Here is a 19,895-nt window from a genome sequence, read left to right as displayed (position 1 = left end):
ATGCATTTCAACGCCACCACTTTCGAAGTGCCCCGCGCCCTGCAAGGCCTGATCGACAGGCAACAAGCCCGCAGCGAAGGCCATGAAGCCGGCGCCGGCCTGCCGCGCCGCAGCTTTCTGAAGCTGGGCGCCCTGAGCGGTCTCGCGCTCGGCGCCTTCCCGCTGGGCGCGATGGCCCAGGACGCCGCCGCCAACGCAGCCCTCAAACCCACCCAGCAACCGCTGGCCTTTGTGCACATCGCCCCGGACGGGACGACCACCATCACCATCAACCGACTGGACTTTGGCCAAGGCGTGCAAACCGCGCTGCCCATGATCCTGGCCGAAGAACTGGACGCCGACTGGGCCCGGGTGAAAAGCGTGCACGGCAACAACGACCCGGCCTATGTCGACCCCCTGTTCGGCATGCACATCACCGGTGGCTCGGGCTCGATTGCGCACTCCTTCACCCAGTACCGTGAGCTGGGCGCACGCACCCGGGCCATGCTGGTGCAAGCCGCAGCGGCCCGCTGGCAGCTCGACGCGGCCACGCTGCAAACCCGCCAGGGCTTTGTCGTGGCCCCCAACGGCCAACGCCTGGGCTACGGCGAACTGGCCGAGGCCGCCATGGCCCTGCCCGTGCCCAAGACCGTGACGCTGAAAGACCCGAAGGACTTCCGCCTGATCGGCCAGGCCACCAACCGCCTCGACGCGCAGGCCAAGTCCAGTGGCCAGCAGGATTACGGCATCGACGTGCGTCGCCCCGGCATGCTGAGCGCCGTGGTGGCCCACCCGCCGGTGTTTGGTGCCCGCCTGAAGTCGCTGGACGACAGCGCCGCGCGCGGCATGGCCGGCGTCAAGGCCGTGCTGCGTGTGCCGCTGGACCGCGGCGGCGAGGGTGTGGCGGTGATCGCCGATGGCTACTGGAACGCCCGCCAGGCGCGGGCCGCCCTCAAACTGGCATGGGACGACAGCCAGGTCGAGAAAGTGGACAGCGCCCGCCAGTTGGCCCAGTACCGCGACCTGGCCAAGAAAGCCGGCCCGCGCAAGTACGACGCCGACGTGTCGGGCCTCAAGACCGCCAAGCACCAGATCAAGGCCGAGTTCCAGTTCCCCTACCTGGCGCACACGCCGATGGAGCCGCTGAACTGCACCATCGAGGTCCAGGGCGACAAGGCCGAGATGTGGGTGGGCACGCAGATGCCCGGTCTGGACGGCATGGCCGCGGCCACCGTGCTGGGCCTGCCACCGCAGAACATCCAGGTCCATGTGCAGATGGCCGGGGGCGGCTTTGGTCGCCGCGCCATCCCCAGCAGCGACTACGTGGTCGAAGCGGCGCAGGTGGTCAAGGCCGCACGCGCCGCCGGCGTGAACGCCCCGATCCGCCTGGTGTGGAGCCGTGAGGACGACGTCAAGGGCGGCTACTACCGCCCCATGCACCTGCACACCGCGCAGATCGGCTTTGACGCCAAGGGCCGTGTGCTGGGCTGGGACCATGTGATCGTCGGCCAGTCGATCACCAAGGGCTCGCCGTTTGAAGGCTTCATGGTCAAGGACGGCATCGACGCCACCGCGGTCGAAGGCATGAAGGAGCCGTACGACGTGCCGATGCGCCTGACGGTGCACCACCCGCAGGTCAATGTGCCCGTGTTGTGGTGGCGCAGCGTGGGCTCAACCCACACCGCCTTCGTGATGGAGACGCTGATCGACGAGATCGCCCGTACCACGCGCCAGGACCCGGTGGCCTACCGCCTGGCCCTGATGGGCGACAAGCACCCGCGCCACAAGGCCGCGCTGCAACTGGCGGTCGACAAATCGGGTTACGGCAAGAAGAAGCTGCCGGCCGGCCGCGCCTGGGGCGTGGCGGTGCACGAGTCCTTCAACTCGGTGGTGGCCTACGTGGTCGAAGCCTCGGTCAAGAAGGGCGTGCCTGTGCTGCACAACGTGACCGCGGGCGTGCATTGCAACCTGGTGGTCAACCCGCGCACGCTGGAAGCCCAGGTGCAGGGCGGCGCCCTGATGGGCCTGGGCATGTGCCTGCCGGGTGCGGCCATCACGCTCAAGGACGGCCAGGTCGAGCAAAGCAACTTCGGCGACTACCCGGTGCCCCGCATCACCGACATGCCGAAGATCGCCGTGCACAGCGTGCCCAGCGCCGACGCCCCCACGGGCATGGGTGAGCCGGGCTTGCCCCCGCTGGCCCCGGCGTTTGCCAACGCGGTGGCCAGCCTGACCGGCAAGCCGGTGCGCGCCCTGCCCTTCAAGCTGGCGTGAGCTGAAAGCCCCCGGGGGTCGCCCCCCGGGCCGCTGAAGGCCATGCGGGTCGGGCCCCACGCAGCAGCCCCCATCCGGGGCCCGGCCCTGCGCAGCAGCAGGCACCCGGGTCTGAATCCGGGTGGAACCTGCGCTCAGCGCGCCGGGCCGAAGTCGGATTCGATCCAGTCGGCCGCGCTGCGCGGGCTGAGTTTGAAGTCGGGCCGCACGCGGCGCTCGGCCACCGGGCCGTCGATGCTGACGTGACCACCGTGCAGGGGGTGGGCGGCCAGCAGGGCGTAGGGCTCGAACTCATCGGGCACGATGTCCAGCGTGATCTCCCAACGCTGCTCACCCACCGTCAGCTGCACGCTCTTGTGCAGCTGCGCGCGCAGCTGCTGCTCGTGGCGGCGCAACACCTCGTTGGCGGTTTTGACCAGGGTGTTGAAGGCCGACACATCGAGCGGCTTGGGGTTCTTTTTGTCGCGCCCCATGGTCCAGGGGCCGACCAGGGCGGGCTCGGGCTCGCGGCCCTTGAACATGGCCACGGCCCAGCCGTCGTCGTCCTCGTTCTTGATGACGCGCGCGGTCCAGCCGTTGTCGCGCCACCGGCGGGGCTCTTTGATCGCCACCGCCTCCTCGTCCGCCGGGGCCCCATCGTCGGGGGTGAAATCAGGTGCGCTGGAATGTGACAAAGCAAAGGCCCGGGTGAAATCGCGAAAGGGCGCGATCTTACGCGAAGCCAGCGTCCACCGCCGCGCCGCTCAGTCGGCCAGCAGCGCCGCCACATGCGCGCCCAGCGCCAGCGAACTGGTGAGGCCGGGCGATTCGATGCCAAACAGGTTGACCAGGCCCGGCACGCCGTGGTCGGCGGGCCCCTGGACCATGAAGTCCAGCGCGGCCTGGTCGGGCGCCTGGATCTTGGGCCGGATGCCCGCGTACCCGGGCTGCAAGGCGCCGTCGGGCAAGTCGGGCCAGTACTGGCGCACCTCGGCATAAAAGGCGTCGCCGCGCGCCGGGTCGACCACCAGGTCGTCGGGCGAGTCCACCCACTGCACATCGGGGCCAAACTTGGCCTGGCCGCCCAGGTCCAGCGTCAGGTGCACCCCCAGGCCCGCGGCCTGCGGCACCGGGTAGATCAAGCGACTGAACGGCGAACGCCCGGCCAGGGTGAAGTAATTGCCCTTGGCGTAATAGGCCGGCGGCACCAGGGCGGGGTCCAGGCCCGAAAAACGGCGCGCCAGGTCCTGCGCGTGCAGGCCCGCTGCATTGACCACGGTGCGCGCCAGCAAGGTGGTGCCACCGACCGCGTTGAGCACGATGCCCTCGGGGGTGATGCGGGCGCTGTCCAGCGGCGAGTTAAGCGCCAGCAGGCCCCCGGCGTGCTCCAGATCACCCAGCAGCGCCAGCATCAGGCCGTGGCTGTCCACCATGCCGGTGCTCGGCGAGTGCAGCGCCCCCACGCAGGCCAGGGCCGGCTCCAGGGCCTGGGCCTGCTCGCGCGACAGCCAGACCAGGTCGTCCACGCCATTGGCCGCGGCCTTGTCGATGATGCCTTGCAGCTGGCCCAGCTGGGCCTCCTGGGTGGCGACCAGCAGCTTGCCGCAACGCCGGTGGGCGATGCCGCGCTCGGCGCAGTAGGCGTACAGCAGTTGCTTGCCCTGCACGCACAGACGCGCTTTCAGCGAGCCCTTGGGGTAGTAGATGCCCGCGTGGATGACCTCGCTGTTGCGCGAGCTGGTGCCGGTTCCGATCGCATCGGCCGCTTCGAGCACCAGCACCTCGCGCCCGGCCAGCGCCAGCGCGCGCGCCACGGCCAGCCCCACCACACCGGCGCCAATGACCACGCAATCCACCGCCTCCATCACAGCCTCCTGGGGTCGACGGTGAGCAGGCGCAGCACCAGGGTTTTCAAATGCGCCCGCAGCGCGTCAAAGCCCTCGCTGGGGGCCAGCGTGGTTTCGTCCATGTAGAGCTTGCGGTTGATCTCCAGTTGCAGGCTGTGGCGGTGGCTCGCGGGGTGGCTGTAGCGGCGCACCAGCTCGACCCCTTTGTAGGGGTGGTTCAGGGCCACGCTGTAGCCCAGGTCGCGCAGGTGCTCGCAGACCAACTCGGCCAGGGCCGGGCTGCTGGTGCTGTGGTCGCGGTTGCCCACCACAAAGTCGGCATGGGCCTCGCCCGGGAAATCGGTCGCGTGGCTGGACGCCACAGCGGGCATCGAATGGCAGTTGACGTGCAGGCTGTAGCCGTGGCGCGCGTGCGCCAGGTCAATCGCCTGCGCCACCGCCGCGTGGTAAGGCACCCAGCAGCGCTCGATGCGCTCTTGCACCTCGGCCACGCCAAGTTGGCGCTGGTAGATCGGCAGGCCGGTGTCGGTGCTGCGCCAGATCAGGCCCTTGCCCAGGCGCACCTTGCTGAGCACCGCCGGGTCGGTGGCCACCGGACCGGGCCAGGGCGCGTCGAGCAGGCGGGTGTCGATCTCGGTGGTGTTGCGGTTGGCGTCGAGGTAGCTGCGCGGGAACAGCGCTTCGATCCAGGCCACCCCCAGGGCGGGGGCAAAGTCGTAGAGCTTTTCGACGTGGGTGTCTTCGGCCTGGCGCAGCACGGCGAGGTCGCAGGCGTGCTGAAAGTCTTCGGGGTAGAAGGTGCCGCTGTGCGGCGAGTCAAGCACCAGGGGCGTGGTGCCCGCCAAAGTTCGGATCATTTCAGTCATGGCAGTCATTCTCCCGCACCTCAGCGGTGCGTTTTTGTCTCTTGTGTTGTCCCGCAACCGGCGCGCGCGACACCGCCCACGCGGCGCCCCCCACCCAGGCGGCTAGACCGCGCCACCCAGGCCGATCAGGGGCGGCCCCGGTTGGGGCCCCAGTGCCGCGTAGCGCCCGGCCCGGCCTGGCCTGCCCACGACACCGACACCGACGCCCTTCCAGGCGCCGCCTGGCCTTCTGATGCCCGGGCGCAGCCGTGCGCTGATCGATCAGTCGAGCGTGATTTTGGCGTAGGCGCTGACGCGCTGCATCTTCTCAATCTCCGACTTGACCTGCAGGCCGAATTCGTCAGGCGTGGTGCCGGTGGCGAACAGGCCCTGGGCGGCCAGGCGATCGCGCACGGCGGGTTCGCGCAGGGCCTTGACCAGGGCTTCGTGCACGCGGGCAATGGCCGGCTTGGGGGTGCCGGCCGGAGCCAGCAGCCCAAACCAGGACGGCTCGTTGCACGCGGGCAGCCCCAGTTCGGCATAGGTGGGCACCTGTGGCAAAACTTCAAGCCGCTTGGGCCAGGACACGGCCAGTGCGCGCAGCTTGCCCGACTGGATGTGCGGCAGCGACGCCGCCACCTGGTCGAAGTACACCATCACCTGGCCCCCCACCACATCGTTGAGGGCCGGGCCGGCGCCTCGGTAAGGGATGTGCAGCATGAAGGTCTGGGTCGAACTTTTGAACAACTCACCCCACATGTGGCCGATGGTGCCGGTGCCCGGCGTGGCGTAAGACAGCTTGCCGGGGTTGGCTTTCAGGTAGCGCAAGAAGTCGGCGTAGTCCTTGACCGGCAAGGCCGCATTGACCACCAGCACCCCAGGCGCCTTGACCAGTTCCGCCACCGGGGCAAAGTCGCGCACCGGGTCGTAGGGCAGCTTTTTGTACACCGCGGGGTTGACGCCGTGGGTGGACAGCGTGGCCACGCCGAAGGTCAGGCCATCGGGCGCGGCCCGCGCCACCTCGGTCATGCCAATCGAGCCCCCGGCCCCGCCCCGGTTGTCCACCACCACGGGCTGGCCCAACAGGCGCGACAGCGGTTCGGTCAGGGCGCGGCCGGTGATGTCGGTGGCGCCACCGGGCGGAAAAGGCACCACCAGGCGGATGGGCTTGCCGTCGGCCCAGGCCGCCAGCGGGAAGGTGGCCGCCGCAGCGGCCAGGGTCAAGAGGTGTCGTCTTTGCATGGGGTGGACCCAAGCAAGAGAAGTGCCCAGGACACCAGCACAAGCCGCCGGATTGAGTTAGCCTCGTCTGACCGCCACTGAACCGCGCCACCCGGCGCTGCCCCCATGGACAACATCCACCCGCGCTTTCACGACCTGTTCGAACAACTGGGCCTGCCGTCCAGCCCCGAGCAAATCGCCGACTTCATCCGCAGCCACTCGCCGCTGGCCGACGACCTGCGCCTGCCCGAGGCGCCGTTCTGGACCCCAGCCCAGGCCGGCTTCCTGCGCCAGCAATGGCAGCAGGATGCCGACTGGTCCGAGTTGGTGGACCAGCTCGACGCCGCCCTGCGCCTGACCGCCGCCTGACCGCCGCCTGAAACCGGCTGGGGCGGGCGGGTTTCGCCCCCGCCTCAGCGCGGCGGCGCGGGCACTGGCCAACCGCCGCCCAGCCCGCCGCTGCGCACCACCTTCTTCTCGACCGCGCGCCACAGCGCGGGCACGCCCGGCACCACCAGGGTGAGCCGGGTCTTGGCGCGCGTGATGCCGGTATAGAGCAGCTCGCGCGTCAACACCGCCACGGGCACCTCGGGCAGCACCAGGGCGACGTGTTCGAACTCGGAACCCTGCGACTTGTGCACGGTCATCGCGAACACGCTCTCCACCGCGTCGAGCCGCGACGGTTGCACCCAGCGCACGCCGCCGTGGCCATCGGCAAACGCCACCCGCAAGCCCTTGGCGTGCGGCAGGCACAGGCCCACATCGCCGTTCATGAGCTGCAGCGCGTAGTCGTTGCGCGTGACCATCACCGGGCGGCCCGCGTACCAGCCCTCGGTGGGCAGGCCCAGGGCCTGGGCGATGCGGCGGTTCAGCGCCTCCACACCCCACGGGCCGTCGCGCACCGCGCACAGCACCTGAAAGCGGTTGAAGGCGGCCAGCGCCTGCAGGGCCAGCCGGTCGTCAAAAACAGGCCCCAAGGCGCCGGCTGCCGGCGTTTCCAGCCCGGGCCCGGCCGACGCTGGGGCGCCCACGGCCGCACCGGTGGCCGTGGCCATCAAGGCGCGCCATGGCGCCCAGCCGCGCTGCCACACCGGGGCCAAGGCGGGGTCGGTGGCTTGCGCGGGCTCCAGGCGGTCGACCGAGGCGCTGGGGGCGCTGCCCACGCGCGGGCTGCGCCGCCACAGGCCCTGCACAGTGCTCAGTTGGCCCTGGTTCACGGCGTGGGCCCATTGGCCGATCTCGCTGTCGCCCGCAAAGCGGCGGCTGAAGCGCAGCATCACGGTCTGCTGCGCCAGCAGGCCGCCGTCGCCCTGAAAGCGCGACACGTCCTCGGCCGCCACCTCGGCCAGCCAGGCCACGGTGGCGGCGCTGTAGCCGCCCGCATCGGCGCCCTCACACAGCTGGCCCATGACGGCGCCGGCCTCCACGGAGGCCAGCTGGTCCTTGTCGCCCAGCAGGATGACACTGGCCCGCGGCGGCACGGCCGTCAGCAGGCGGGCCATCATTTCGAGGTCGATCATCGACGCCTCGTCGACCACGATCAGGTCCAGCGCCAGCTCGGGGGGCGCCTGGTGGCCCACGCCGGGTCGCACCTGCAGCAGCTTGTGCAGGGTCTGCGCCTGGTCGGGGATGTCGGACCGCAGGTCCTCGGGCAGGTGCTGCACGGCCGAAGCAATCGACTCCGCCAGCCGCGCAGCGGCCTTGCCGGTGGGCGCGGCCAGCGCAATCCGCAGGGCTTGGCCGTGGCCGCCCTCGCGTTGCCGGGCGCTGGACTGCAACAGCGCCAGCAGGCGCACCACGGTGGTGGTCTTGCCGGTACCGGGCCCGCCCGTGATGAGGGTGAACCGCTGGCGGGCGGCCAGCGCACAGGCCACCTTCTGCCAGTCGGGACCGGGGATCTTTGGCGTGGGCGGGAACAAGCGCGCCAGCAAGGACGCCAGGCCTTCGGGCGCCACCGAGGGCAGCGCCAGGCGCGCCGCAATCGAGCCCCGAATGAGCTGCTCGGCGGCCCAATTGCGCCGCAGGTACAGGCGCGCGCCGTCGCGCACCAGGGGGCTGCCAGCGCCCTCGCACCACGGCAGGCCGTCGGCCGCCCGGCTCAGAGCCGGGGGCAGGCCTTGCAGGGCGGCCGGCTCCCAGCCCAGGGTGGCGGCCGGCTGGCTGGCCAGCGCCGCCAGGTCCAGGCAAGCGTGGCCGCGACCGAACTGGTGGCTGACCAGGGCCGCCAGCCAGGCGTGGCGTGGCTCGGGGCTGGGCTGGGTGTCCTGCAGAAAGCGCGCCAGGGCCCGGTCCAGGGTGCTCAGGGGGGTGTCGGCCTCGGGCAGGTCCCAAGGCCAGACCGCGGCCGAGCCCGGGACCCCGTCCTCGGCGGCGTCGCCACCGGCGGCGTGCGTGCCGTCGGGCGGCAGGCTGAGCCAGTCCATTTGGGCGGAGGCCGCTGGCGTGGCGGCAGCAACAGGGGGGCGGGTCATGCCAGGGTCTCCAGGGCGGTGCGGCCTGAGAAGGCCTGGTCCAAGGCCTCGATCAGCGCCACCGGGGGGCGTTCGTGAAACAGGCCCTGCCCCACCTGGTCGATGCCGCGCGCAAACAGGTACAGCGCGCCCCCCAGGTGCTGTTCGGGCTGGTAGTCGGGCAGGCGCGACTTGAGCAGGCGGTGCAGGGCCAGCAGGTACAGGCTGTACTGCACGTCATAGCGGTGCGCCAGCACGGCCTGGGCCAGGGTCTCGGGTCGGTAGTCGGGCAGGCGGTTGGATTTGTAGTCGAGCACGTGGTAGCGCCCGCCATGCCAGAGCACCAAGTCCATGAAGCCGGTCAGCATGCCTTCGAGCTGGCGCGGCAGCAGGCTGGGCCGTGGCAGGCCCGGCAGCACCTGGGCGCTGATCAACGCGTCCAGCGCCTGGGTGTTGAGCTCGCGCACCGGCAAGCTGAAGTTCATTTCGGCCCAAAACGCGTGGGGCGGCAACTGCCCCAGCACCAATGGCGGGCTCGTCTGGCCTGCCAAGGGCTGCGCAGGGTCGACCCAGTGCAGGGGACTGCGCAGGATCTCGCCCACCCACTGGCCCAGCTGGGCGGTCTGGGCCTCGTCCAGCTGCAAGGCGGCGGCTTGCCTTTGCAGCAGGCCCGCCCATTCGGCCTCGGTGCCCGTGCGGGCGGTGGCGTCGGCCTGTAGCACCGCTGCGGCGCTGCCCGCCTGGCCGGGCTCGGGCTCGGGCGCCCGCTGGGCCGCCGGCCAGCCCTGCCCGGCCTGCCATTCCAGCAGGTCGTGCAGCAGGGTGCCGTAACGGCTGCCAGCAGGGAACGCGTTCCAGCCTGGCGCCGCAGCGGCCTCGGCCGGGTCCGACAAGGCGGCTTCGGGGCTGTCACGGTTGTCGGTGAGGGCGTCGTCCAGGCGCTCGTCGCGCTCGGACAGCGGGGTCTGCCCGGTGCCAGCGGCCTCGGGGCGGTGGCCCAGTTCGCGCGTCAGCGCGCTGAAACTCGCCGTCCACCAGGGGCGGCTGGCCCGGCGCTGGGGTTGCAGCGCGGGCTGCGGCAGGCTGGGGGTGTCGGGGGCGCGGTAAGGCTGCAGGTCGGGCTCGGGGGCCCGCTGCACCACGATGTCGGGGCAGGCGGCCCAGGCCTGCAAGGCGCTGTCGAGGTCGTCGGGGCGCTGGCGGCCCAACAGCAGCGACAGGGCGCTTTGCAGCTTCGGCGACTCACCGTCGAGGTCGCGCGCCAGCGGCGCCACGCCCAGCCACAGGGCCTGTTCGGCGCGGGTCAGGGCGACGTACAACAGGCGCACGTCCTCGGCCAGGCGCTGGGCGTCGTCGCGCCCGCTGTCCGCTTTTTCGGCGCGGAAGCCGCCCACAAACGGCAGGAACACCAAGGGGTACTGCAGGCCCTTGGACTTGTGCATGGTGATCACCTGCACCAGGTCGGCGTCGCTCTCCAGCCGGGTCTGGGCGGCGTCACCACTGGCGCTGGGCTTTTGCAGCTGCTGCTCCAGGTAGCGCAGCAAGGCGCCCTCACCTTGCAGGCCCTGGCTCGCGGTCTGCAACAGGTCGCCCAGGTGCAGCAGGTTGCTGAGGCGGCGCTCCCCCTGTTCGGCCTCGGGGGCCAGCAGGCGGCGTGGCACCCCCAGGTCGTGCAGCCAGTGGTGCAGCATGGGCAGCAGGCCCTGCTGCTGCCAGATTTTCTGCCAGCCATGGAACTGGTCCACCAGGGCGTCCCAGGCGTCCTCGTCGTGCAGCAGGCGCTCCAGTGCCGGCCAGCTCAAGCCCCACAGGCGCGTCAGCAAAGCGGCCTTGAGGGCACTGGCCGAGCGCGGCTGGGCCACCGCGCACAGCACGCGCCACAGGTCGTGCGCCTCGGGGCTGGCGTAGACGCTGTCGCGGTCCGACAGGTACACGCTGCGCACGCCGCGCTGCGCCAGTTCACGCCGGATGGCCTTGGCCTCGGCGCCATGGCGCACCAGCACCGCCATCTGGCCCGGCTGGGCTGCGCCCTGGTTCAACAAGGCCACCATCTGGGTGGCGCACAGCGCGGCCATGGCGCGCTCGTAGGCGGCCTTGGACAACGGCTGCTCGCCGGGCAGGCGCCACACCGTCAGTGCGGGCTGGGGCTGGCCCGCGACCTGCAGGGCCTGCACCCGGGGGTTGCTGGCGGTGACGGGCTCGAACGGCAGCGGCCCGAAGGGCTGCGGCGCGTGGGCAAAGATGTGGTTGACGGCGGCCACCACGCCCGCGCTGGAGCGGAAGTTGCCGCCCAGCGTGTGCACCGCCTGGGCCTGGCTGCGCGCCTGCAGGTAGGTGGCCAGGTCGGCGCCGCGGAAGCTGTAGATGGCCTGCTTGGGGTCACCGATCATGATCAGGCCGGTGCCCTGCCCCGCGTCGCCGCCGTAGATGCGCCACAGCGCGCCGTACTGCCAGGGGTCGGTGTCCTGGAACTCGTCGACCAGCGCGACCGGAAACTGCGCCCGGATCGCCGCCGCCAGCCGCCCGTCCGGGGCTTGCAGGGCCTCGTACAGGCGCTGCAGCAGGTCTGAAAAATCAAACTGCGCCAACCGCGCCTTGGCCGCCTGGTAGGCCGCGCCAACCTGCTGAGCCGCGTGCGCCAGCCAGGCCGGGCCGATGTCGGGCGCCACCCGCAGGTGATCGCACAGGTCGTCCAGGCAGGCGGTGACGGGGTGATCCTCGGCCTGGGGCCAGCCACGTTCGCGCAACTGGCTCAGCGAAAAACGCTGCAGCTGGTCCAGCTTGGCGGGCTGGCCTTCGGCCCAGGCCGCCATGGCCGCCAGCCAGCCCGGCATCCAGCGGGCCTGGTAGTTCTTGAGGGTCTTGCTGGCGGCCGCCGCCTCGACGGCTTGCACCCAGTCGGGGGTCCAGGCGGCGCGGGCCTGGGCCTGCAGGGCGTCATGGCGCTGCTGCCACTGGCGCCACTGCGCCACCAGGTGGTCGGGGCTGTCCACCGGCTGGCGCGCGGCCTCGGCGGCCTCGGGGCTGCGCTCGGCCTGGGCCCACAGGGGCTGCAGGCGTTGCAGCAGTTCGCCCGGGTGGCGGCCCAAGGGCGCCAGCGCCTCCAGCTCGCTGAGGTCCAGCGGGTAGCACCAGCGGCGCCAGTAGTCCTGTGCGGCGGCCAACTGCAACTGGGCGCTGTCCTCGACACGCGCCTGCTCGAACAGGCTGGCGCTGTCAAAGGCGTGCTGGCTGAGCATGCGGTGGCTCCAGCCGTGGATGGTGAAGATGGCGGCGTCGTCCATCCACTGCGCGGCGGCGTCGAGACGGCGCGCGCACTCGGTCCAGCGCTCGGGTGCGATCTGGGCCCGCAGCTGCTGCAAAAACCCGTCGGCCTCGACCTCGGGCAGGTCGGCAAAGTACTGCGCGGCCTGAGCCAGGCGGGCCCGCACGCGGCCCCGCAGCTCGGCGGTGGCGGCGTCGGTGAAGGTCATGACCAGGATCTGCGGCGGGAACAAGCCGCGCTCGGTCTGCAAACCCGATGCCGTGTGGCCCAGCACCAGGCGCACGTACAGCGCGGCCAGCGTCCAGGTCTTGCCGGTGCCGGCCGACGCCTCGATGACCTGCCGGCCCTGCCAGGGCAGGGTCAGCGGGTCGAGCGGCTGCATCGGGGGCTGCAGCGTGGCGCCGGGGGCGCTGGCGTGGGCCGCCACAGGGGCGTTGGCGTCGATGGGGCTCATGCGGGTTTCGGTCTCGGTCGGTTCGGGCACAGGGGGGCGCGGTGACGGGGCGTGACAGTTTGGTGGGGCGACGGCATCGGACTCAGGTCTGGGCCCGTGCAGCGCCCAGGCCCCCGGTCTTGGCTGGGGTGCCACCGTCCGCCGCGTCCACGCGCTTGTCCGCGCACTTGTCCACGCTGGTGTCGGCGCCGGTGTCGGCCGCCAGCGGGCCGATGCGCAGGTGGCGGGCCAGGTCGCCGTACAGGGCCTCGGCCCAGTGTGGCAGCTCGTCCTGCAGGTCACTGTAGTCGTCGGTGCAGCGCTGCAAGTACGGCGAAGTGAGCCGCTCGCCGGTCAGCTGGAAGCCGCCTTCAAACACCTGGCGAGCGCTGTCGTGCGGATCGGTGCTGCGGCTGCGCGGGCGGCCCGTCAGCTCGGCCAACTCGGCCTTGCGGGCGGCTTGCCAGTAGGCCCAGGCGGTTTGGCAGGCCACCGGCAGGGGTCGCTGCCAGGCCGCACGGTAGGCCTGCACCAGGCGCAGCAAATGGGCCCGGGCCTCGGCTGGAGCCAAGGGGGGCAGCACGATCTGGCCGTCCAGACCCAGCACCGTGCTGTGCAGGGGCAGGCCCACGGCGCAGCCCGCCAGGTGCGACACCCACAGGCCCGTCAGCACCTGCACGCGGGCGGTGGCGTCGTCGGCCTTGCCTTGCAGCACGGCGCCCAGGCGCTGGCTGCGCTGCAGACAGGGCGAGACCTCGGCGGGCGCGGTGTCGGGGCCCGCCTCGTGCTCGCTGAACAGGCCACTCAAGGTGCCCAGCAGCTGCACCTCGTCGACCCCACCGGCTTCGCCGGGCAGGCTGAAGCGCAGGTCAATCGACTGCGCCGGCAGCGCCTGGGAAAAGCGCGCCTCCAGAGGGGCCAGCCGCTGCTGCACCACGTTCAGGCGGCTGTGCAGCTCCTGCAACTCGCGCTGACCAAAGGCCGCCATGGGCAGGCGGCCCGAGCGCTGCAGATCGGCCAGGTGCTCGGGGGTGGCGTCGCTGTCGGCGGCCAGCAGCGCCTGGCCCAGCTGGTGCTTCTCCAGCCCGTCCAGGCCAAAGGGCTCGCTGTCCAGGGTTTCTTCTTCGAGTTCGTCGAGGTACACCCCGAGGCGGCCTTTGAAAAAAACCTCCACGGGCTGGCGCAGCAGCTGGCGCAGGTCGCTCAGGTTCAGCACCGTGGGCACCGGGGCCGCCGGCTCGGCGTCGGCTGGGGACGCGCGCCCTGTGAGAGCGGCCCCCGCCACCGGGGCCTCGGGCCGCGGGCCCTGGGCGCGCGCCCAGTCGGCGTCGTAGGTGACAAAGCCACTGCCCTGGCGGAAGTAGGCGGCCGAAAAAGGCTGCAGTGGCTGCACCTGCGGCTGGCGTGGCGGGGCCCAGTGGCGTTGCAGAAATTCGATCAGTTGCGCCACCAGCACCGAGGGCGGGCGCTCGGCGTTGTCGGTGGCGCGGTGGCCCTGCCAGCTGATGTAGAGGCGTTCGCGCGCCGACAGCAGCGCCTCCAGGAACAGATAGCGGTCGTCCTCGCGGCGCGAGCGGTCACCCGCGCGCCAGTTGCTGGCCATCAGGTCGAAGTCGCGCGGGGCGCTCTGGCGCGGGTAGTCGCCGTCGTTCAGGCCCAGCAGGCAGACCACGCGGAAGGGGATGGAGCGCATCGGCATCAGGGTGCCAAACTGCACACCGCCGCCCAGAAAGCGCTGTTGCAGGCCACCCTCCTGCAACTGGCCCAGCCAGTGGTCACTGACCACCTCGAGCGGCAGCGGGCTGTCCAGGCCCGCGGCCTGGCAGTGCTGCAGCCAGGTCTGCAGCGGCTCCAGCAGGGCCTGCACCTGGCGGGCCTCGGCCTCGTCGGCGCCTTCAAAAAAGCGCGCCACCAGCTCGCCCAGCACACGCACCCACTCACTGGGGGTGTGCGGTTGGGACAGCGTGTCCAGGCTCAGGCGGGTCGCGTCCACCCAGCCCCACAGGGCCTGGGCCAGGGGCGCGTCCAGCCCGCTGAGGGCCGGCTGGGGCAAGGTGTCGCCCCACACCGCGCCCTGCCCCACGGCGTAACCCAGCAGCAGGCGGCGCAGACCGAAGTCCCAGGTGTTCTGGGCCAGGCCGGGCACCCCCGGTGGCAGGCCCCAGCGCAGGCGGTGCTCGGTGTCCAGCCCCCAGCGCACGCCCGCGGCCTGCAGCCAGGCCTGCACCTCGCCCACCTCGACCTCGCTGAGGCCGAAGCGCTGACGCACCGCGCTGACCTCGAACAGGCTCAACCAGTCGGCCAGCGAAACCCGCGCCTGCGGCAGCGACAGCAGCTGTTGCAGCGCCTGCACCAGCGGCGACTGGCGCGGCGAGGTGTCGGCCACCGAGTAAGGGATGTGGCGCGGCTCCCCCCGCGCAAAGCGGCCAAACACGGCCTGGATGTGCGGCGCAAAGGTGGCGATGTCGGGCACCATGACCATCACCTCGCGCGGCTGCAGGCTGGGGTCGGCGTCCAGCCAGGCCAGCAGGCGGTCGTGCAACACCTCGACCTCGCGCTGGGCCGAATGGCAGCTGACCAGGCGGATGGAGTCGTCGTCCTCGGCCAGGGGCAAGGGGGCGCTGGGCAGCTCCAGGTGCAACAGGCCCGACTGCAGCTGGGCCAGCTGGGTTGGCGGGCTGCCAATGCCCAAAGGGTCGACAAAGGCGTCGACCCGCACGAAGCGGTTGCGGTAGGCCTCGACGCGGTCAAACTCGTCCAGCATGTGCAGGTAATCGCGCCCTTGCTTGCCCCACGAGGCCAGCAGCGGGTGGTGGGCCGTGCCCGGCGTGGCCTGCGCCAGCGCCGAGGCCTTGACGGGCTGGCGCCGCCGCAGCAACTGGCGCAGCTGGGCATGGCCCTCGACCAGGTCGCCCCAGTAGTACTGGCAGGGGTTGTGCACCAGCAGCATGACCTGGCTCAGCTGGCCCAATGCGGCCAGGGCCTCGACCGCCTGGTACGGCATCGATGAAATACCAAACACCACGATGCGCGCGGGCAAGCCCGCCGGGCGCTCGCCGCTGGACTGGAACTGGTCGCTCAACTCGCGCAGGCGGGCCATGAAGCGCGCGTGCACAGCGGCACGCGAGGCCTCGGCCAGGGCCTCGCCCACGTCGGCCCGCAGGTCGCGCCACAGCTGCGCCTGCCACGCTTGTGCAGGGTCCAGCGCGGGGGCCTGGGCGGGCAAGGTGTTGGGGCTGCCCAGCACGTCGCGGCCCTGCGCCCAGTCGTGCAGCCAGTCGGCGCGGTAGCTCTGGTAGCCGTCCAGCACGTCGGCCAGTTGCAGCGCCAATTGGTACAGCTTGCGCGCGTCCGGGGCCTGGTCCAGGTAACGCTGCAGGGGCTGGTAGATGGGGCGCGAGGCGACCAGATCGGGCAGCAAGCGCACCAGGCGCCACAGCAGGCTGGCCTTGTCGAACGGCATCTGGGCCGGCACGGCCGCCGGGCCCAGCACCTGGCGGTACACCTGCCACAGGTAGGCGCTGGGCAGCTCCATGCGGGTGGCCGCGCAAATGCCCAAGGCGGCTTCGTCGGCCAGCGACAGTTCGAGCCAGTGCTTCATGCCCGCGCTCTGCACCAAGAACACCTCGGGCCACAGCGGCGGCAGCGGGTGCTGGCGCAGGAAGCCGGTCAGCAGGTCGCGCAAGTCCTCCAGGCGGTTGCCGTGCAAGACCATGAAACCGGGCGGCAAATTGGGCGTGGCGAACATCGGGATGCGGGGCGGCAGCAAATGAAAAAGGGCCCCGTGGGGCCCCGAAGCGCTGGCAGTATGACACGGCTGCGGGGCCCTGGCAGGCCTCGGCAGCCGCCCCCTCGTCGGGCCCGCGCCACAGCGGGCGCGGCCCCGGAGGCGGGCCTCAGAAGCCGGCCAGCACCGAGCCCTTGAACTCGGTCTGGATGAACTTGCGCACGTCTTCAGATTGGTAGGCCTTGACCAGCTTGGCGACCCAGGGCTTGTCCTTGTCCTGTTCGCGCACCGCGATCAGGTTGACGTAGGGGCTCTTGGCGTTTTCCTGGGCGATCGAGTCCTTGCCCGGGGTCAGGCCGGCCGACAGCGCGAAGTTGGTGTTGATGGCGGCGGCGTCCAGGTCGTCCAGCGCGCGGGCCAGTTGGGCCGCTTCGAGCTCGACGAACTTGAGCTTCTTGGGGTTGTCGATCACGTCCAGCGGCGTGGCCTTGAGGCCGGCCTCGGGGCGCAGCTTGATCAGGCCCTGGTCTTGCAGCACCAGCAGGCTGCGACCGCCGTTGGTGGGGTCGTTGGGCAGGCCGAAACGCGCGCCCGGCTTCAGGTCGGCCAGCGACTTGACCTTCTTGGAGTAGATGCCCATCGGGTAGTTGACGGTGTAGCCGACCGACACGATCTTGTAGCCCCGGTCCTTGACCTGCTGGTCCAGGAAGGGCTTGTGCTGGTAGCTGTTGGCGTCCAGGTCGCCGGCGGCCAGCGCGGCATTGGGCTGGATGTAGTCGCTGAATTCGATGATCTGCACCTTGAGGCCGTCTTTTTCGGCGACCTTCTTGACCTGCTCAAAGATCTGGGCGTGCGGGCCGGCCGTGACGCCGATCTTCAGCGGCTTGTCCTGGGCCAGGGTCAGACCGGTGCTCAGGGCGGCAGCGGCCAGCACCAGGGTGCGGAGGGTGAAACGTTTGGTGTTCATGGGAGTTTCCTTTTTCAGGTTTCAAAAGGGGCAAGGCGGGCTTGTGACCCAAGCCCTGCCCGGGCGTTGTCAACAAATCAAAAAAGCCGTCACCGGCGCGGTGACCGCCGTGGCCACGGACCCGCTGTCGCGCGCCGCCACGGCAGCCCCGGGTCACCGGTGGGCCAGGCGGCGCACCAGCCAGTCGCCAGCGCTTTGCAGCGCCTGCACAAACAGGATCAGCACCACCACGACGACCGCCATCACCTCGGGCAAGAAGCGCTGGTAGCCGTAGCGGATGCCCAGGTCGCCCAGGCCGCCGCCCCCAATGGCCCCGGCCATGGCCGAGTAGCCGGTCAGGCTGACCAGGGTGATGGTGACGCCCGCCACGATGCCCGGCAGGGCCTCGGGCAGCAGCACCTTGAAGACGATCTGCGAGGTGGTGGCGCCCATGGACTGGGCGGCCTCGACCAGGCCCTCGTCCACCTCGCGCAGCGACGCCTCAATGAGGCGGGCCGCAAACGGGCCGGCGGCCAGGGTCAGCGGCACCACCGCAGCGGCCGTGCCGATCGACGAGCCGGTCAACAGGCGCGTCAGCGGGATCACGGCGACCAGCAAGATGATGAACGGCGTGGAGCGAACCGCATTGACCAGGGTGCCCACCAGGCGGTTGGCCCAACGGTTCTCCAGCACCCCACCGCGGTCGGTCAGGCGCAGGTAGACCCCCAGTGGCAGCCCCATGAGGGTGCCCAGCAGGCCGGCAATGCCGACCATCAGAACCGTCTCCCAGAAGGAGTCCAGCATCAGCGCCAGCAACTCGGCGGTGAATCGTTCAAACATGGCTCAGTTCCTCCACCACCACGCCAGCCTGGCGCCATTGCGCCACGGCCTGGGCCACTGCAGCGGCATCGCCACGGGCCAACACCGACAGGGCACCGAAGGGCTGGCCCTGCACGTCATCGACCTGACCATGCAGGATGTTCAGGTCGAGGTTGAAACGCCGGATCACGTCCGACAGCAGGGCCTGCTCGCCCTGCGCACCGGCAAACACCAGGCGCAGCAGGCGGGCCGACGCGTCGGGCGACTGCTGCAACTGGGCCTGCACGCGGGCCAGCACGGCCTCGGGCAGCGCCTGCGGCACCACGTCCTCGATCAGGCTTCGGGTGGTGGCGTGCTGCGGGCGGCTGAAGACCTCCAGCACCGGGCCGCACTCGACAATGCGGCCACCGTCGATGACGGCCACGCGGTCGGCCACCTGCTTGATGACCTGCATCTGGTGGGTGATGAGCACGATGGTCAGGCCCAGCTCGCGGTTGATGTCACGCAACAGGGCCAGGATGGAGCGGGTGGTTTCCGGGTCCAAGGCCGAGGTGGCCTCGTCCGACAGCAGCACTTTGGGCTGGCTGGCGAGGGCACGCGCAATGCCCACGCGCTGCTTTTGCCCGCCACTGAGTTGGGCCGGGTAGCGGTCGCGGAAGGCGCTCAAGCCGACCAGCTCCAAAAGCGGTTCGACACGGGCGCGGATGCGGTCGGCCGACCAGCGCGCCAGTTCCAGCGGCAGGGCCACGTTGTCGTAGACGGTGCGCGAGGCCAGCAGGTTGAAGTGCTGGAAGATCATGCCGATGTCGCGCCGCGCCTCGCGCAACTGCGCTTCGCTGAGCGCGCCCAGCGAACGCCCCGCCACCGTGACCGTGCCGCGCGAAGGCTGGTTCAGCCAGTTGATGGTGCGCACCAGCGAGCTTTTGCCCGCGCCGCTGCGCCCGATGATGCCGAACACCTCGCCGGCCGCGATGCGCAGGTCAATGCCGCGCAAGGCCTCCACAGGGCCTTGTGGGCCTGGGTAGGTCTGGTAGATGCCTTCTAGATGAATCATGAAACCCTGTACGGATGGATCGCCGTGTCCGGGTGGTGGACGTGTGGTCCAGCCCGGGAGAGCAGCGAATGTAAGGGTTTACCCAAAGACCTTTAAATATTGTTTTATCAGGTAATAAGAACCTACGTTTATATAAACGTCAATTCTTATGCCATTCAAGGCTTGAGACGCCTGCGCCCAGCCGTCGCCCCGGGGGGCGAGCGCAGGCGGCCGGGCGTCAAACCGCCCAGCGCAGGCCGTGGGCCGGGGTGCCGACCCAGCTCGGATCGACCGCGGGCGCTTCGTCGGCCTCGTGCTGCAGCACCCGGTCAAGGATGCGTTTTTCAAGCGCCGCAAACGCCGCATCCCCGCGCGAGCGAGGGCGGGCCAGCGGGATTTTTTCGTCCAGCGCGATGACACCGTCTTCGATCAGGATCACCCGGTCGGCCATGGCCACAGCCTCCTGCACGTCGTGGGTCACGAGCAAGGCGGTGAAGCCATGGCGGCGCCACAGGCCTTCGATCAGGGCGTGCATTTCAATCCGGGTCAGCGCGTCCAGCGCGCCCAGCGGCTCGTCCAACAACAGCAGGCGCGGGTGGTGCACCAGGGCGCGCGCCAGGGCCACGCGCTGGCGTTGACCGCCCGACAGGCGCGCCGGCCACTCACCCTCGCGCTCGGCCAGCCCCACCTGGGCCAGCACGGCGCGGGCATCGGGCTGCTGCGCCGGGGTCAGGCCCAGCGCCACGTTGTCGAGCACCCGCTTCCAGGGCAGCAGGCGCGAGTCCTGGAACATGATGCGGGTGTCTGGGTTCAGGCCCTTGACGGGCGCGCCGTCGATGCTCAGGCTGCCGCGGGTGGGCGCTTCGAGGCCGGCCACCAGGCGCAGCAAGGTGCTCTTGCCGCAGCCACTGCGGCCGACGATGGCGACAAACTCGCCGGCTTCGATGGTCAGCTCGGTGCTGCGCAGCACATCGCGTTGGCCGTAGCGCTTGCTCAGGCCCTGGAGGCGCAGGCGCACGCCACCGGGCGGGGGGGCGGTCGGGGTCGCCGTGGGAGAGGGGTTGGTGCTCATGGCAG

Annotated in this window: 13 protein-coding genes; 2 read left to right on the top strand and 11 right to left on the bottom strand. The window is 70.8% G+C overall.

Going from position 1 to position 19,895, the window contains the following annotated elements; genetic code table 11:
• Positions 1-2,253 carry a xanthine dehydrogenase family protein molybdopterin-binding subunit gene (locus PSQ40_RS06340; RefSeq protein WP_273949782.1) on the top strand — a complete coding sequence of 751 codons (2,253 nt, stop codon included), beginning with the start codon at positions 1-3 and terminating at the stop codon, positions 2,251-2,253.
• Positions 2,254-2,387: 134 nt separating this feature from the next.
• Here PSQ40_RS06340 and PSQ40_RS06335 read toward each other — a convergent pair whose 3' ends face one another.
• The 4 genes from PSQ40_RS06335 to PSQ40_RS06320 form a co-directional block, all read right to left on the bottom strand.
• Positions 2,388-2,927, bottom strand: a complete 540-nt coding sequence (locus tag PSQ40_RS06335) for a hypothetical protein (RefSeq protein WP_409338554.1) — start codon at positions 2,925-2,927, stop codon at positions 2,388-2,390.
• A 69-nt stretch (positions 2,928-2,996) separates the two neighbouring features.
• Positions 2,997-4,097 (bottom strand): NAD(P)/FAD-dependent oxidoreductase, encoded by a 1,101-nt coding sequence (locus PSQ40_RS06330; protein WP_273949780.1) that lies wholly within the window; start codon positions 4,095-4,097, stop codon positions 2,997-2,999.
• Positions 4,097-4,954, bottom strand: coding sequence for an N-formylglutamate amidohydrolase (locus tag PSQ40_RS06325; RefSeq protein WP_273949778.1), 858 nt, complete (start codon positions 4,952-4,954; stop codon positions 4,097-4,099). Before PSQ40_RS06325 ends, PSQ40_RS06330 begins: the two co-directional genes overlap by 1 nt.
• 252 nt (positions 4,955-5,206) lie before the next feature.
• Complete coding sequence (locus PSQ40_RS06320) at positions 5,207-6,166, bottom strand: tripartite tricarboxylate transporter substrate binding protein BugE (protein ID WP_273949777.1); 960 nt, start codon at positions 6,164-6,166, stop codon at positions 5,207-5,209.
• Between the two features lie 105 nt (positions 6,167-6,271).
• Between PSQ40_RS06320 and PSQ40_RS06315 the strand changes: the two genes are divergently transcribed.
• A complete protein-coding gene (locus PSQ40_RS06315; RefSeq protein WP_273949774.1) occupies positions 6,272-6,514 on the top strand; it encodes a DUF2789 domain-containing protein in 243 nt (80 codons plus the stop codon).
• Positions 6,515-6,558: 44 nt separating this feature from the next.
• Here PSQ40_RS06315 and recD read toward each other — a convergent pair whose 3' ends face one another.
• The 7 genes from recD to PSQ40_RS06280 all read right to left on the bottom strand — a co-directional run bounded on the left by recD (position 6,559) and on the right by PSQ40_RS06280 (position 19,890).
• Positions 6,559-8,616, bottom strand: a complete 2,058-nt coding sequence (recD, locus tag PSQ40_RS06310; protein ID WP_273949771.1) for an exodeoxyribonuclease V subunit alpha — start codon at positions 8,614-8,616, stop codon at positions 6,559-6,561.
• Positions 8,613-12,314 (bottom strand): exodeoxyribonuclease V subunit beta, encoded by a 3,702-nt coding sequence (gene recB, locus PSQ40_RS06305; protein WP_273949769.1) that lies wholly within the window; start codon positions 12,312-12,314, stop codon positions 8,613-8,615. Before recB ends, recD begins: the two co-directional genes overlap by 4 nt.
• Positions 12,315-12,396: 82 nt before the next feature.
• On the bottom strand, positions 12,397-16,062 hold the full coding sequence (gene recC / locus PSQ40_RS06300; protein WP_273949767.1) for an exodeoxyribonuclease V subunit gamma: 3,666 nt from the start codon (positions 16,060-16,062) through the stop codon (positions 12,397-12,399).
• A 127-nt stretch (positions 16,063-16,189) separates the two neighbouring features.
• Positions 16,190-16,987 (bottom strand): MetQ/NlpA family ABC transporter substrate-binding protein, encoded by a 798-nt coding sequence (locus PSQ40_RS06295; RefSeq protein ID WP_273949765.1) that lies wholly within the window; start codon positions 16,985-16,987, stop codon positions 16,190-16,192.
• Between the two features lie 153 nt (positions 16,988-17,140).
• Complete coding sequence (locus tag PSQ40_RS06290; protein ID WP_273949763.1) at positions 17,141-17,806, bottom strand: methionine ABC transporter permease; 666 nt, start codon at positions 17,804-17,806, stop codon at positions 17,141-17,143.
• A complete protein-coding gene (locus PSQ40_RS06285) occupies positions 17,799-18,839 on the bottom strand; it encodes a methionine ABC transporter ATP-binding protein (protein ID WP_273949761.1) in 1,041 nt (346 codons plus the stop codon). Before PSQ40_RS06285 ends, PSQ40_RS06290 begins: the two co-directional genes overlap by 8 nt.
• A gap of 217 nt (positions 18,840-19,056) precedes the next feature.
• Positions 19,057-19,890: an ATP-binding cassette domain-containing protein gene (locus PSQ40_RS06280; protein WP_273949760.1), complete on the bottom strand. Its 834-nt coding sequence runs from the start codon at positions 19,888-19,890 to the stop codon at positions 19,057-19,059.
• Between the last annotated feature and the right edge of the window lie 5 nt (positions 19,891-19,895).

Source organism: Curvibacter cyanobacteriorum (genome assembly GCF_028649475.1).
Taxonomy (GTDB): Bacteria; Pseudomonadota; Gammaproteobacteria; order Burkholderiales; family Burkholderiaceae_C; genus Curvibacter; species Curvibacter cyanobacteriorum.
This window is presented reverse-complemented; position numbering and strand designations above follow the sequence as displayed.

Bases quoted from the DNA above. Each gene is read 5' to 3' on its own strand.
- PSQ40_RS06340 (WP_273949782.1), top strand. From the start codon at position 1: ATGCATTTCAACGCCACCACTTTCGAAGTGCCCCGCGCCCTGCAAGGC.
- PSQ40_RS06330 (WP_273949780.1), bottom strand. From the start codon at position 4,097: ATGGAGGCGGTGGATTGCGTGGTCATTGGCGCCGGTGTGGTGGGGCTG.
- PSQ40_RS06325 (WP_273949778.1), bottom strand. From the start codon at position 4,954: ATGACTGCCATGACTGAAATGATCCGAACTTTGGCGGGCACCACGCCC.
- PSQ40_RS06320 (WP_273949777.1), bottom strand. From the start codon at position 6,166: ATGCAAAGACGACACCTCTTGACCCTGGCCGCTGCGGCGGCCACCTTC.
- PSQ40_RS06315 (WP_273949774.1), top strand. From the start codon at position 6,272: ATGGACAACATCCACCCGCGCTTTCACGACCTGTTCGAACAACTGGGC.
- recD (WP_273949771.1), bottom strand. From the start codon at position 8,616: ATGACCCGCCCCCCTGTTGCTGCCGCCACGCCAGCGGCCTCCGCCCAA.
- recB (WP_273949769.1), bottom strand. From the start codon at position 12,314: ATGAGCCCCATCGACGCCAACGCCCCTGTGGCGGCCCACGCCAGCGCC.
- PSQ40_RS06295 (WP_273949765.1), bottom strand. From the start codon at position 16,987: ATGAACACCAAACGTTTCACCCTCCGCACCCTGGTGCTGGCCGCTGCC.
- PSQ40_RS06290 (WP_273949763.1), bottom strand. From the start codon at position 17,806: ATGTTTGAACGATTCACCGCCGAGTTGCTGGCGCTGATGCTGGACTCC.
- PSQ40_RS06285 (WP_273949761.1), bottom strand. From the start codon at position 18,839: ATGATTCATCTAGAAGGCATCTACCAGACCTACCCAGGCCCACAAGGC.
- PSQ40_RS06280 (WP_273949760.1), bottom strand. From the start codon at position 19,890: ATGAGCACCAACCCCTCTCCCACGGCGACCCCGACCGCCCCCCCGCCC.